Source organism: Streptococcus infantis (genome assembly GCF_047460685.1).
Lineage (GTDB): Bacteria > Bacillota > Bacilli > Lactobacillales > Streptococcaceae > Streptococcus > Streptococcus infantis_AD.
In genome coordinates, this window is record NZ_JASHFS010000003.1 from 1 (window position 1) to 12898 (window position 12898).

14 protein-coding genes are annotated in these 12898 nt (G+C 37.5%); 12 read left to right on the forward strand and 2 right to left on the reverse strand.

Annotated elements, in window-relative coordinates:
- A partial coding sequence (locus tag QM917_RS01625; protein ID WP_137995624.1) for an IS630 transposase-related protein occupies positions 1 to 79 on the reverse strand: 79 nt, incomplete at its 3' end.
- 50 nt (positions 80 to 129) lie between these two features.
- Here QM917_RS01625 and QM917_RS01630 point away from each other — a divergent pair.
- The 3 genes from QM917_RS01630 to QM917_RS01640 are packed head-to-tail and all read left to right on the forward strand — an operon-like array spanning position 130 to position 3466.
- The gene (locus QM917_RS01630) at positions 130 to 1068 is read left to right on the forward strand and encodes a thioesterase domain-containing protein (RefSeq protein ID WP_414284511.1); all 939 of its coding nucleotides are present in this window, start codon (positions 130 to 132) and stop codon (positions 1066 to 1068) included.
- Complete coding sequence (locus QM917_RS01635) at positions 1068 to 2309, forward strand: ATP-grasp domain-containing protein (protein ID WP_414284512.1); 1242 nt, start codon at positions 1068 to 1070, stop codon at positions 2307 to 2309. The genes QM917_RS01630 and QM917_RS01635 overlap by 1 nt, the downstream gene beginning before the upstream one ends.
- Positions 2306 to 3466: an MFS transporter gene (locus QM917_RS01640; protein WP_414284513.1), complete on the forward strand. Its 1161-nt coding sequence runs from the start codon at positions 2306 to 2308 to the stop codon at positions 3464 to 3466. The genes QM917_RS01635 and QM917_RS01640 overlap by 4 nt, the downstream gene beginning before the upstream one ends.
- Positions 3467 to 3745: 279 nt before the next feature.
- On the opposite strand, the gene QM917_RS01645 is transcribed toward QM917_RS01640, so the two are convergent.
- Positions 3746 to 4555 carry an amino acid ABC transporter substrate-binding protein gene (locus QM917_RS01645; RefSeq protein WP_414284514.1) on the reverse strand — a complete coding sequence of 270 codons (810 nt, stop codon included), beginning with the start codon at positions 4553 to 4555 and terminating at the stop codon, positions 3746 to 3748.
- Positions 4556 to 4768: 213 nt separating this feature from the next.
- On the opposite strand from QM917_RS01645, the gene QM917_RS01650 reads away from it, so the two are divergent.
- The 9 genes from QM917_RS01650 to pheS all read left to right on the forward strand — a co-directional run bounded on the left by QM917_RS01650 (position 4769) and on the right by pheS (position 12846).
- The gene (locus tag QM917_RS01650) at positions 4769 to 5374 is read left to right on the forward strand and encodes a nitroreductase family protein (protein WP_371620470.1); all 606 of its coding nucleotides are present in this window, start codon (positions 4769 to 4771) and stop codon (positions 5372 to 5374) included.
- A 9-nt stretch (positions 5375 to 5383) separates the two neighbouring features.
- The gene (gene pepV / locus QM917_RS01655) at positions 5384 to 6784 is read left to right on the forward strand and encodes a dipeptidase PepV (protein ID WP_414284515.1); all 1401 of its coding nucleotides are present in this window, start codon (positions 5384 to 5386) and stop codon (positions 6782 to 6784) included.
- Positions 6785 to 6837: 53 nt separating this feature from the next.
- Complete coding sequence (locus QM917_RS01660) at positions 6838 to 7428, forward strand: uracil-DNA glycosylase family protein (protein WP_414284516.1); 591 nt, start codon at positions 6838 to 6840, stop codon at positions 7426 to 7428.
- On the forward strand, positions 7425 to 7706 hold the full coding sequence (locus QM917_RS01665; protein ID WP_075232144.1) for a rhodanese-like domain-containing protein: 282 nt from the start codon (positions 7425 to 7427) through the stop codon (positions 7704 to 7706). Before QM917_RS01660 ends, QM917_RS01665 begins: the two co-directional genes overlap by 4 nt.
- A gap of 163 nt (positions 7707 to 7869) precedes the next feature.
- On the forward strand, positions 7870 to 9195 hold the full coding sequence (gene brnQ, locus QM917_RS01670) for a branched-chain amino acid transport system II carrier protein (protein ID WP_414284517.1): 1326 nt from the start codon (positions 7870 to 7872) through the stop codon (positions 9193 to 9195).
- Positions 9196 to 9292: 97 nt separating this feature from the next.
- A complete protein-coding gene (locus QM917_RS01675; protein ID WP_414284518.1) occupies positions 9293 to 10330 on the forward strand; it encodes a M42 family metallopeptidase in 1038 nt (345 codons plus the stop codon).
- Between the two features lies 1 nt (position 10331).
- The gene (locus QM917_RS01680) at positions 10332 to 10793 is read left to right on the forward strand and encodes an HIT family protein (RefSeq protein WP_414284519.1); all 462 of its coding nucleotides are present in this window, start codon (positions 10332 to 10334) and stop codon (positions 10791 to 10793) included.
- An 11-nt stretch (positions 10794 to 10804) separates the two neighbouring features.
- Positions 10805 to 11521, forward strand: a complete 717-nt coding sequence (gene ldcB, locus QM917_RS01685) for an LD-carboxypeptidase LdcB/DacB (RefSeq protein WP_414284520.1) — start codon at positions 10805 to 10807, stop codon at positions 11519 to 11521.
- Between the two features lie 278 nt (positions 11522 to 11799).
- Entirely contained in the window at positions 11800 to 12846 is a 1047-nt protein-coding gene (gene pheS, locus QM917_RS01690) for a phenylalanine--tRNA ligase subunit alpha (RefSeq protein ID WP_414284521.1), read from the forward strand.
- The last annotated feature ends 52 nt before the right edge of the window (positions 12847 to 12898 follow it).

Below are 12898 nucleotides of genomic sequence, written 5' to 3' on the forward strand. Positions count from 1 at the left end.
TGTGTGATGCTTCTGTTATACTACCTGTTCGCTCACAATAGGAGAGAACTTTTTTACGAAAATCTATTGAATATGCCATAAGAAGATTATACCACATTATGTACTGTTTTAGGTTCATTTTACTATATTATGAAGATAAATAGTGAATTACAAACTGATATTTCATTTTTTGAATTCTATAATAATTCTTCAATCAAAAAAATTTGTGAGCTAATTTGTAAGAAAAAAGAAAATTCTGATTCTAAAAAATCTGATTTTTGCGAATTAATCAAATTGAATGATATTAAAGATCATAAAAAAATATTTTTTATTCATGGGGGAAATGCAAGAATAAGTACTTATTTAGAACTTGTTAAATCGAATTTTATTAATTGGGAAATGTTTGGAATTGAACTATATAGGGGATGGAAGCTTACAAATAATGAAATTGTTTGTTCAGACCTTGCATCGAGTTATGTAGAGTTGATTAAAAATAAACAAAAATCAGGTCCCTATCACATTTTTGGAACATGTATTGGAGGAACGATTTCTTTTGAGGTTGCTAGACAGTTAGAAAAAGTTTATAAAGAAAAAGTCTTTCTTTATTTAGCCAGTTCGGAAGCTCCAGAAAAGCAACCTGAAGATTGGAGTTATAAGAATGAGCTCTCATCTTATTTGAATCAAACTTTTACCAAGTTTAATTTAACTCCTAATGATGGTTGGGCGAAACTAGAAGTATATCTTGAGAACAATGGAGAAAGTTTGGAAAAGTTAGCGAAAGATTTGGAACATGATATTCATAATCTTGAAAAAAATACCATCAGTGAGTTACTTTACAGAAAAAATTTAACATTTGATTTATTACAGATGAGAAAGAGCTACTACCCTAATGATGTATTGGAATCTAAAGTTATATATTTCAATGCTATTGAGCAACCTATTGATAATAGAAAAAACTGGAGTAAACATTGTAAAAATATTTATTATATAGATGTTGATGGAAACCATGATTCAATGTTTCAAGCAGATTATTGTAAGAGTATAGGTTTAAAACTAAAAGAAGAATTGCAAGAAAATGAGGTTATATAGTGAGAAAAGCTTTGTTATTTCTATATGATTATCCACTAATGAATGATGCCGTAAGAGTTTATAAAGAAAAATTTGAATGCATCTTAGTATTACAAAGAGATGAAATAAATTCTGATGTAGATGAGCTAAAAAAAAATTATAGTAAATGCGTTTTTGTTGATTCTTTAATTAATTATGACAATTTAAGATATGAAATTGAACAATTAATGGAAGAATACGATGTGTATCGAATAATTACGGTATACGAACCAATGGTTGAAATTGCTGGCAGACTAAGAAGTGACTTTCATATTCCAGGTTTGAGTTACGAACAAGCTATCTTAGTTAGAAATAAGTTCGAAATGAAAAAATTTTTATCTAAGCAGGGTATTAGATGTGCCAATGTTGAAAAAGTCAATTCTAATAAAGATTACGATTATTTTTTTAATAAAAACGGATTTCCAATTATATTTAAACCTATTGATGGTGCAGCGACTGGTCGTACACATACAGTATATTCTAAAAATCAACTCATTGAAATAATAACTAAATATGACCAAGGTGATTATATCATTGAAGAGTTTATTGATGGAGAGGAATATCATGTAGACGCTATAATCCAAGATAATAAAGTAGTTTTGAACTCAGTCGGGAAATACAGTGACAATGTTCTAAACTGCATTGAGGGAGATTCAAAAGTTGGTTCAGTGATTTTTTCTAAAAATACTCAATCTGAATTGATTGATAAACTTAAGAATACTCACATTGAGGTAATTAAATTATTAAATCTAAATAATTGTATTTGTCATTCAGAATTTTTTGTAACAAAAAGTGGTGAAATTATTTTTAGTGAGATTGCTGCTAGAATTGGGGGAGGAAAACTAATCGGACCGGCAATTAAATACATTTATGGCATAGATGTTTTTCAAGCAGCAATTGATTTAGAAATTGGGGAAAAAATAAGTAAAACTTTGGATCATCCTGATGATTTTTGTGGCTTTACAACATTTGATATAACAAATATAAACGGAAAAATAGTAAGGATTGCTACGAGTGATGATTTTAAAATTAAGGATATAATTGAATTAAAAATAATAAATAAAGTTGGAGATTTAGCTCATAAAGCAGTAAATTCAGCTCAGCGATTAGGATATATAATATTTAGTGGAAAGAGTTTCAGAGATATTGTACAAAAAATTGATAGTGCACAATTTATTTTTAACTGTAATACGGAGATTATTGAGAAGGAAGACAAAAAATGAGACAGATTAAGCTAAGGTTACTATTAAATTTTATAAGTAAATTAGCCTTGTTTACAATATTACCGTTTACAACACTTTATTATTCAATAAATTTCGGACTTCAAATTGCAGGGATACTAGTTATCATTTCTACTATTTTTCAAGTTATCGGAACAATTTATGGTGGTTTTTTTAGTAGTAAATATAATAGGACAAGTATTATCAAAATCGGAGAAGTGTTAAAATTAATTTTTTTCATTTTATTATTCTTTTTCGACAATTCTATAGTTTTTACAATTTTTATTATTCTTGTAAATATAATTCAGGGTATCCTTAATCCTTCAAATGATTCTATACTATTAGATTTAACTAAAGAAGATAACGCAACAAAGATTGCCTCGTTTAACTATTGGTTAAATAATATTGCAATTCTTTTAGGTACAATTATTGGTGGTAGTTTATATCATACAAATATTAGAGTACTGAAATTAGGGCTAGTTATGAGCTCAGTGATTATTTGCATTCTATTGCAGTGGTCGAAAGAAGTAAGTAAGCAAAATAATTCTCTGAATATTATTCAGAGTTACGGACAAGCAGTTCGTAACAAAAAATATTTTGCTTACCTGATTGCTATTATATTTATATATGCTGTTGAACTTCAGCGTAATAATTACATCTTAACTGTTTTACCGCAAAAGTCGATTTTTCTTAATTATGTTTTTTCAAATACCACGCTTTTAAGTTTTTTAACAACGATAAATACAATTATGGTTATTACTTTATTACCAATAACGATTAAAATGTATAACAGCGATAAGTTAAAAAAATATCTTAATATTGGAGTTGTTACATTTTCTTTGGGGTATACTGTTTTATCTTACTCTGACAATATGCTTGTTCTAGTGATGGCATCTGTTTTTATTGCAAGTGGTGAGATTTTATTTACTCCTGCATCTCAAAATTTGTTTTTGAATTCCACTGCTTCTGAAGACAAAGGTAGGTATGTCGCACTAAATAATATAAGTGTTCAAATTGCCCAAATGATTTCAGGATTTTATCTAGTTATTGCAGTTTATTTACCTGAAATAGTGAATTCATTATTGATTTTTGTAATGGGAATCATTGGGTTAATTATGATGAATAAAAGTAATGAAAGGAGCAGATATGAAAAAAACTAATTTTTTAAAACTTATTATTATACTATTTTTCTTTCTTATGGATATTCCAATTTGGTAAATTATTTTGATTTTTTGTGAGAGTTGCTTTAACTTACAAATACTAAATAAAGATGCTGGGACAAAAAGATTTTGATTTTAGTAATTCTTTATTATAAATTGTTAAAATTGATAGATTAGACAAAAAAGCGAACAAGACAGTATTCTGGGTGTCAGATAACTTGTTTTGTTCGCTTTTTATATTTAAGGTTAGACTTTTGTCCCAGACTCTTTTAATATATCTTATTGTAATTGAGATTGATCTGGTAGGTAAGAACCACCGAGATAAGTTTTGCTGAGTTTTTCAAGGGTTCCATCTTGGTAGAGTTCTTTGAGAACCTTGTCAAATTGTTCTTTAAATTCTTTTTCGTCGCTTGAGAAGATGATGTAGTTGTTTGGATTGTCATTGCTTTCCAAGTCGACTAGGTTCAAGTCTAAACCTCGGTCTTGGATAATTTTTTGAACAGAGATTTTATCAAAGATTAGGAAATCAAATTCACCGTTGGCGAGATCAGTCAGACGCTTAGCCACATCTTCGCCAGAATATTGGATGGTAGCAGGATTGTCGGAGTGGCTTTGATTCCAGTCGGTAACAACCTTGGCAGTAGAAGTTCCAGTGTCATCCTGGGTTGTTTTACCAGCGATATCTTGAAGAGAGGTAAGAGCTTTGTCTTTTCTGCTCACAAGAACCAAAGGATTTTTTGCGATAGGTAGCGAGTAGAGGTATTTGTCTGCTCTTTCTTTGGAGTAGCTCAAGTTGTTGGCAGCAACTTGGTAACGGCCAGCATCCACTCCAGGGAAGATACTTTCCCAAGCTGTTTTTTGAAATTCAATCTTGTATTGATCCAGTTTTTCATCGACTGCTTTTAAAACCTCAACATCATATCCGGTCAAATTACCATCTTGTTCAAAGTCAAAAGGTGGGATGTCTCCGGCAGTGGCTACGACAATGGTTTTAGGACTAGTAGTGGCAGTAGAAGTGCTATCTTGTTTGGCTTGTCCACAGGCTACCAACAAGGGACTGATGGCTAATAATAAGAATAATTTTTTCATAAGATAATGGTATCTAGTTTACCAGACAATCAATCAGATATCTAATATATATTTTTTATGGAGATGATAGAGAAACATTATAATTTTAAAACGGAGCCTAGAACTGACAGTTGAATTTGGGAAAGATAATTTGTTTCACTAATGAAAAATCTCTGCAAGCTCTTTCAGAATGTGGTAAAATGGAAGCAGTAGAAATAGAAAAGGAAATCAATTATGAAATTTCTTGAGTTAAATAAAAAACGTCATGCGACTAAGCATTTTATTGATAAACCAGTTGATCCCAAGGATGTTCGAACAGCTATTGAAATCGCAACCTTGGCACCGAGTGCTCACAACAGTCAGCCTTGGAAGTTTGTTGTGGTTCGCGAGAAAAATGCTGAACTAGCAAAATTGGCTTACGGTTCAAACTTTGAGCAAGTAGCATCTGCCCCTGTAACCATTGCCTTGTTTACAGATACTGACCTAGCTAAACGAGCTCGCAAGATTGCCCGTGTTGGTGGAGCAAAGAATTTCTCAGAAGAACAACTTCAGTACTTTATGAAAAATCTTCCAGCAGAATTTGCACGTTATAACGAACAGCAAGTCAGTGACTACTTGGCTCTTAATGCTGGGCTTGTAGCTATGAACTTGGTCCTTGCATTGACTGACCAAGGAATCGGATCAAATATTATCCTTGGTTTTGACAAATCAAAAGTCAACGAAGTCTTGGAAATCGAAGAACGCTTCCGTCCAGAGCTCTTGATCACAGTAGGATACACAGACGAGAAGTTAGAACCAAGTTACCGCTTGCCAGTAGATGAAATTATCGAAAAAAGATAGGAAGAAAAAATGACAGTTATTAATTTTACAGCAGAAGTAGAAAAACGTAAAGAAGACCTCTTGGCTGACTTGTTTAGCCTTTTGGAAATCAACTCAGAACGCGATGACAGCAAGGCAGATGCGCAACATCCTTTTGGACCTGGTCCAGTAAAAGCCTTGGAGAAATTCCTTGAAATCGCAGACCGCGATGGCTACCCAACAAAAAATGTCGACAACTATGCAGGACATTTTGAGTTTGGTGAAGGGGAAGAAGTTCTCGGTATCTTTGCCCACATGGATGTGGTACCTGCAGGTAGCGGATGGGATACTGATCCTTACACTCCAACTATCAAAGATGGTCGTCTCTATGCGCGTGGTGCTTCTGACGATAAGGGACCGACAACAGCATGTTACTATGGTTTGAAAATCATCAAAGAATTGGGACTTCCAACTTCTAAAAAAGTTCGTTTTATCGTCGGAACTGATGAAGAATCAGGTTGGGCAGATATGGACTACTACTTTGAGCATGTAGGACTTGCGAAGCCAGACTTTGGCTTCTCTCCAGATGCTGAATTCCCTATCATCAATGGTGAAAAAGGAAATATCACAGAATACCTCCACTTTGCAGGTGAAAATACTGGTGCAGCTCGTCTTCATAGCTTTACAGGTGGCTTGCGTGAAAACATGGTACCTGAGTCAGCAACGGCAGTTGTTTCAGGTGACTTGGCTGACTTGCAAGCTAAACTAGATGCCTTCGTTGCAGAACACAAGCTTAGAGGAGACATTCAAGAAGAGAATGGTAAGTACAAGGTTACGATTATCGGTAAATCAGCTCATGGTGCTATGCCTGCTTCAGGTGTCAATGGTGCAACTTACCTTGCTCTTTTCCTCAGCCAATTTGCTTTTGAAGGACCTGCAAAAGACTTCCTTGACATTGCTGGAAAGATTCTCTTAAATGACCATGAAGGCAAAAACTTGAAAGTGGCTCATGTTGATGAAAAGATGGGTGCCCTTTCTATGAATGCTGGAGTCTTCCGCTTTGATGAAACAAGTGCTGACAATACCATTGCCCTTAACTTCCGTTATCCAAAAGGAACAAGCCCTGAGCAAATCAAATCAGTTCTTGAAAACTTACCAGTTGTTTCAGTTAGCTTGTCTGAACACGGACATACACCTCATTATGTTCCAATGGAAGATCCACTTGTACAAACCTTGTTGAGCGTGTATGAAAAACAAACAGGCCTTCAAGGCCACGAGCAAGTTATCGGTGGTGGAACATTTGGACGTCTCTTAGAACGTGGTGTAGCTTACGGTGCTATGTTCCCAGACTCTATCGACACTATGCACCAAGCCAATGAATTTATCGCCTTGGATGATCTCTTCCGTGCAGCAGCCATCTACGCTGAAGCTATCTATGAATTGATCAAATAATGCTATAGAAGTCTGAGATTTTATGCTTAGACTTCTTTTTGGAGGGAAAATAGATGTCTCAGATCGAAAGAATCAAGCAAGCCATCATGGCTGATCCACAAAATCAACATTATACTGATCAAGGTATCGAGCCTCTTTTTGCAGTACCAAAAACGGCTCGTATCAATATCATTGGTCAAGCGCCTGGTCTCAAAACCCAAGAAGCTGGGCTTTACTGGAAGGATAAAAGCGGAGATCGCTTGCGAGAGTGGTTGGGCGTGGATGAAGATACTTTTTACAAGTCAGGTTATTTTGCAGTCATGCCCATGGATTTCTATTTTCCAGGACATGGCAAGTCGGGTGACCTGCCCCCTCGTCCAGGTTTTGCAGAAAAATGGCACCCTAAACTTTTGAAAGAATTACCAGATATTCAATTGACGCTCTTGATTGGTCAGTATGCCCAAGCCTACTATCTACATGAGAAAGTTAGTGGCAAGGTGACAGACCGTGTGCATCGATTTAAAGATTATTTGCCTGATTATTTCCCTCTGGTACACCCATCACCACGTAATCAAATTTGGATGAAAAAAAATCCTTGGTTTGAGGAAGAAGTGGTTCCAGATTTGAAAAAAAGAATTAAAATTATTTTAGGAGAAAAAGAATGAACGAAATTACTTTTGACGATTTTTATCAGCTTTATCAGAGAGAGTCGCTTTCTGTATTGGATGTGAGAGAAGTAGAGGAATTTGAGGCTCTTCATTTAGAAGGTGCTCTTAATTCCCCTCTGAGTCAACTGGCAGATACTTATGAGCAACTAGATAAAACCCAGCCTTACTACGTGATCTGTAAGTCAGGAATGCGTTCAGCACGCGCTTGTCAATTTTTAGCAGAACAAGGATATGAGGTTATCAATGTCCAAGGTGGCATGGATGCCTTAGAATAAGAAAATCTCCCTTTGAGACCGAAAATAAGAAAGGTTTTAAAGGGAGTTTATTTGCTGTAAAAATCAGAAAATTGAAAACATTTTAGAATTATTTTGTGATAGCCTTTTCATGCTTTTAATCATGGTATACTAAGAAAGTATTTTATTTTTATAAGGAGAGTTTATGGCTAAAAAAGGTGCTTTAACAGGGTTACTCCTGTTTGGAATATTTTTTGGTGCGGGTAACTTGATTTTCCCCCCTACCCTAGGTGCTCAATCTGGAGACCACTTTCTCCCTGCCATTGCAGGATTTGTACTTTCAGGTGTCGGGCTTGCCGTCTTGACATTGATCATCGGAACCTTGAATCCTAAGGGATATATCTATGAGATTTCTAAGAAAATTTCTCCATGGTTTGCGACAGTTTATCTAGCAGTTTTGTACTTGTCGATTGGTCCATTCTTTGCGATTCCACGTACAGCGACAACTTCTTTTGCAGTAGGGATTAGTCCACTCTTGGCCGAAGCAGATAAGGGATTAGGCTTGATTGTCTTCACCATTCTCTACTTTGTAGCTGCCTACCTAATCTCGTTGAATCCTTCAAAAATCTTGGATCGTATCGGTCGAGTCTTGACTCCAGTTTTTGCCATCTTAATTGTTATTCTGGTTATTCTTGGAGCTTTCAAGTATGGCGGGAACGCACCACAAGCAGCGTCAGGAGCTTATCAAGCATCAGCCTTTGGTGCAGGTTTCCTTGAAGGATACAATACGCTTGATGCGCTTGCATCGGTTGCCTTCAGTGTTATTGCAGTACAAACCTTGAAACAACTTGGTTTCTCAAGTAAGAAAGAGTACATTTCAACCATTTGGGTTGTTGGAATCGTTGTAGCACTCGGATTTAGTGCTCTCTACATCGGTCTAGGTTTCTTGGGCAATCATTTCCCAGTAACAGAAGAAGCAATGAAGAGTGGAACTCCTGGAGTTTATATCTTGTCTCAAGCGACTCAAGAAATCTTTGGTTCTACTGCTCAGCTTTTCCTTGCGGCTATGGTAACCGTTACTTGCTTTACAACGACTGTAGGGTTGATTGTATCAACTGCCGAGTTCTTTAACGGACGTTTCCCACAAGTCAGCTACAAGGTTTATGCGACAGTCTTTACCTTGATTGGTTTTGCCATTGCAAATCTTGGTTTGAGTGCTATTATTAAGTACTCTGTACCAGTTCTCGTTATTTTGTACCCAATTACGATTGCCATTGTCATGATTGTGATTGTGAACAAGTTTGTTGCTCTTTCAAAACCAGGAATGCAATTAACGGTTGGTATTGTCACAGCCATTGCTATTGCAAGTGTTTTAGGATCTACTTTTAAAGTTGAGGTCCTTGCAAATATCGTGAACGCTCTACCATTTGCGGAGGCTTCTCTGCCATGGTTGGTACCAGCTATTATCGGTATTCTGCTTTCTCTTGTTCTTCCAAATAAACAAGAAAGTGAAGCTTTTGAAATGGAATAATCACTAAAATCACTTTTGTAGCTAAGTCTACAGGAGTGATTTTCTTTTTTTATCCGATGATAAATGTGTTATAATAGGTAGCAAAAGAGGTGAAGAAATGAATCAAACTGTAGAATATATCAAAGAACTAACTGCTATTGCGTCACCAACAGGTTTTACGCGTGAAATTACGAATTATTTAGTTGAGACGCTTGAAAAACTAGGCTATCAACCTATTCGTACTGCTAAAGGTGGAGTGAATGTTACCATTAAAGGTAAAAATAATGAGCAACATCGCTATGTAACTGCCCATGTGGATACCCTGGGAGCTATCGTTCGCGCTGTTAAACCAGATGGTCGTCTCAAAATGGACCGTATCGGTGGTTATCCTTGGAATATGATTGAGGGTGAAAACTGTACGGTCCATGTAGCTAATACAGGGAAAACTATTTCAGGTACGATTTTGATCCACCAAACTTCTTGTCACGTTTACAAAGATGCGGGAACAGCGGAACGTACACAGGACAATATGGAAGTTCGTTTGGATGAAAAAGTGACCAATGAAAAAGAAACACGCGCACTCGGTATCGAGGTTGGTGATTTTATCAGCTTTGACCCACGAACTGTCGTGACTGAGACAGGCTTTATCAAGTCTCGTCATTTGGATGACAAGGTCAGCGCAGCTATTCTCCTTAATCTCCTCAAAGTCTACAAAGAAGAAGGAATTGAACTTCCTGTCACTACGCATTTTGCCTTTTCAGTCTTTGAAGAAGTGGGGCATGGTGCTAACTCAAGCATCCCTAGTCAAGTTGTCGAATATCTAGCTGTGGATATGGGAGCAATGGGAGATGATCAGCAGACAGACGATTACACAGTCTCTATCTGTGTCAAGGATGCTTCAGGTCCTTATCACTATGAATTCCGTCAACACTTGGTTGCCCTTGCAAAAGAGCAAGACATTCCATTCAAACTAGATATCTATCCATTTTATGGTTCTGATGCTTCTGCAGCGATGTCAGCTGGAGCAGAGGTTAAGCACGCTCTTCTAGGAGCAGGTATTGAGTCAAGTCACTCATACGAGCGTACTCATACTGATTCTGTAGTGGCTACTGAGCGTATGGTGGATGCTTATCTCAAGAGTGGGTTGGTGGACTAAGATGTGCTTGATTTGTGATCGAATTGAACTCATCAAGACTGGTGACAATCCCTACTTTGTAAAAGAACTGGAAACAGGATATGTTGTCATTGGTGACCACCAGTATTTTGAAGGTTACACTCTGTTTTTAGCAAAGGAACATGTCACAGAACTACATCATCTAGATCCAAGTGTTAAACTTCGTTTTTTAGAGGAAATGAGTATGGTTCAGGAAGCTGTCTCTAAAGCCTTCTCTGCTGAAAAGATGAATGTAGAGTTGCTTGGAAATGAGGATGCCCATGCCCACTGGCATATTTTTCCGAGACGTGAGGGTGATATGAAGGGGCACGGTCTTAATGGTCGTGGTCCAGTCTGGTGGGTTCCTTGGGAAGAAATGGCAGCAGAAGATTGCCAAGTGCAACCGAAACAATTAGAAAACTTAATCCAAACTTTATCCGTTGAATTGGATAAAGTTATCATATGAAAGGATAAATCATGAAAAAAAGATACCTTATCTTGTCTGGACTACTAGCCCTAACATTGGCGGCTTGTTCGCAAGAAAAACCAGCAACTTCTGACGCAAAAGCTTCTTCAGAGCAAAAGACTGTACAAGAAGGAACCGCGGGAAGTAAATCTCAGGAAGCTAGTCAAAAGAAAGCGGAAGTGGTCAATAAGGGAGATTACTATAGCATTCAAGGCAAGTACGATGAAATTGTTATCGCTAATAAACACTATCCCTTATCTAAAGATTATAATCCAGGAGAAAATCCTACCGCTAAGGCAGAACTGTTGAAGCTTATTGCTGCTATGCAGGAAGCAGGTTTCCCAATCAGCGACCACTATAGTGGTTTCAGAAGTTATGAAACTCAAACTCAACTTTATCAGGACTATGTCAACAAAGACGGAAAGGCAGAGGCTGACCGCTATTCTGCTCGGCCTGGATATAGTGAACACCAAACTGGACTAGCATTTGATCTTATCGGTACAGATGGAGATTTAGTGACAGAAGAAAAAGCTGCCCAATGGCTTTTAGATCATGCTGCAGACTATGGTTTTGTCGTTCGCTATCTCAAAGGTAAGGAAAAAGAAACAGGCTATATGGCTGAAGAATGGCACCTTCGCTACGTCGGAAAAGAAGCCAAGGACATCGCTGCAAGTGGTCTCAGCTTGGAAGAGTATTACGGCTTTGAAGGTGGGGACTATGTTGATTAGTCGCAAAATATCTTGCAAGAATGCTTGAAATTTGATAAAATGAATAATAATTAAATAGGAATCTGCAAGACTAGTATCTCAGGGGAAGTATATCAGGGAGGAGAGCCGTGACTGAAAGCTCTCTATATGAAAGCTGGGTGAATTCACTTGCCTATGGATTCAGAAATAAAGGTCTGACTTGTCAGATAAAAACGGATGGTACCGCGTGTCAACGCTCCGAGTGTGGAGTTTTTGGCATGTGGTTTTCTTTTTATCTACGAGAGACTGATGGAGGAATTATGTCAACTATTGGAGAACAATTAAAAGCGCTTCGTGAAGAAACGCTAGCTAGCTTGAAGCAGATTTCTGCTGAAAATGAAAAAGAGCTGCAAGAATTGCGCGTCTCTGTCCTTGGTAAAAAAGGTTCCCTTACTGAAATCCTGAAAGGGATGAAAGATGTTTCTGCAGAAATGCGTCCAATTATCGGGAAACACGTCAATGAAGCGCGTGATGTTTTGACAGCTGCATTTGAAGAATCAGCTAAGCTCTTGGAAGAAAAGAAAGTTGAAGCTCAACTAGCAAGTGAGAGCATTGATGTTACGCTTCCAGGTCGTCCAGTTGCGACTGGTCACCGTCACGTCCTCACACAAACCAGTGAGGAAATCGAAGACATTTTCATCGGTATGGGTTACCAAGTCGTGGATGGATTTGAAGTGGAGCAAGACTACTACAACTTTGAACGTATGAACCTTCCAAAGGATCACCCAGCTCGTGATATGCAGGATACTTTCTATATCACAGAAGAAATCTTGCTTCGTACTCACACGTCTCCAGTTCAGGCGCGTGCTATGGATGCCCATGATTTTTCAAAAGGTCCTTTGAAGATGATCTCACCAGGGCGTGTATTCCGTCGTGATACGGACGATGCAACCCACAGTCACCAGTTCCACCAAATCGAAGGCTTGGTTGTCGGGAAAAACATCTCTATGGCTGACCTTCAAGGAACACTTCAGTTGATTGTGCAAAAAATGTTTGGTGAAGAGCGTCAAATCCGTTTGCGTCCATCATACTTCCCATTCACAGAGCCTTCTGTTGAGGTCGATGTTTCATGCTTTAAATGTGGTGGAGACGGCTGTAACGTATGTAAGAAAACTGGTTGGATTGAAATCATGGGTGCTGGTATGGTTCACCCACGTGTCCTTGAGATGAGTGGTATCGATGCGACTGTTTACTCTGGTTTTGCCTTTGGTCTTGGTCAAGAGCGTGTAGCCATGCTTCGCTACGGAATCAATGATATTCGTGGATTCTACCAAGGAGATGTCCGTTTCTCAGAACAGTTTAAATAAGATTGAAAGCTGAAACACAATCCTATACAGTTCTAGTCATTTCCTCTCGGTG

Coding starts and splice junctions, on each gene's coding strand:
- brnQ (WP_414284517.1), top strand. CDS start 7,870: ATGGCTAAAAAAGGTGCTTTAACAGGGTTACTCCTGTTTGGAATATTT.
- QM917_RS01650 (WP_371620470.1), top strand. CDS start 4,769: ATGAAATTTCTTGAGTTAAATAAAAAACGTCATGCGACTAAGCATTTT.
- QM917_RS01665 (WP_075232144.1), top strand. CDS start 7,425: ATGAACGAAATTACTTTTGACGATTTTTATCAGCTTTATCAGAGAGAG.
- ldcB (WP_414284520.1), top strand. CDS start 10,805: ATGAAAAAAAGATACCTTATCTTGTCTGGACTACTAGCCCTAACATTG.
- QM917_RS01680 (WP_414284519.1), top strand. CDS start 10,332: ATGTGCTTGATTTGTGATCGAATTGAACTCATCAAGACTGGTGACAAT.
- pheS (WP_414284521.1), top strand. CDS start 11,800: ATGTCAACTATTGGAGAACAATTAAAAGCGCTTCGTGAAGAAACGCTA.
- pepV (WP_414284515.1), top strand. CDS start 5,384: ATGACAGTTATTAATTTTACAGCAGAAGTAGAAAAACGTAAAGAAGAC.
- QM917_RS01675 (WP_414284518.1), top strand. CDS start 9,293: ATGAATCAAACTGTAGAATATATCAAAGAACTAACTGCTATTGCGTCA.
- QM917_RS01645 (WP_414284514.1), bottom strand. CDS start 4,555: ATGAAAAAATTATTCTTATTATTAGCCATCAGTCCCTTGTTGGTAGCC.
- QM917_RS01630 (WP_414284511.1), top strand. CDS start 130: ATGAAGATAAATAGTGAATTACAAACTGATATTTCATTTTTTGAATTC.
- QM917_RS01660 (WP_414284516.1), top strand. CDS start 6,838: ATGTCTCAGATCGAAAGAATCAAGCAAGCCATCATGGCTGATCCACAA.
- QM917_RS01640 (WP_414284513.1), top strand. CDS start 2,306: ATGAGACAGATTAAGCTAAGGTTACTATTAAATTTTATAAGTAAATTA.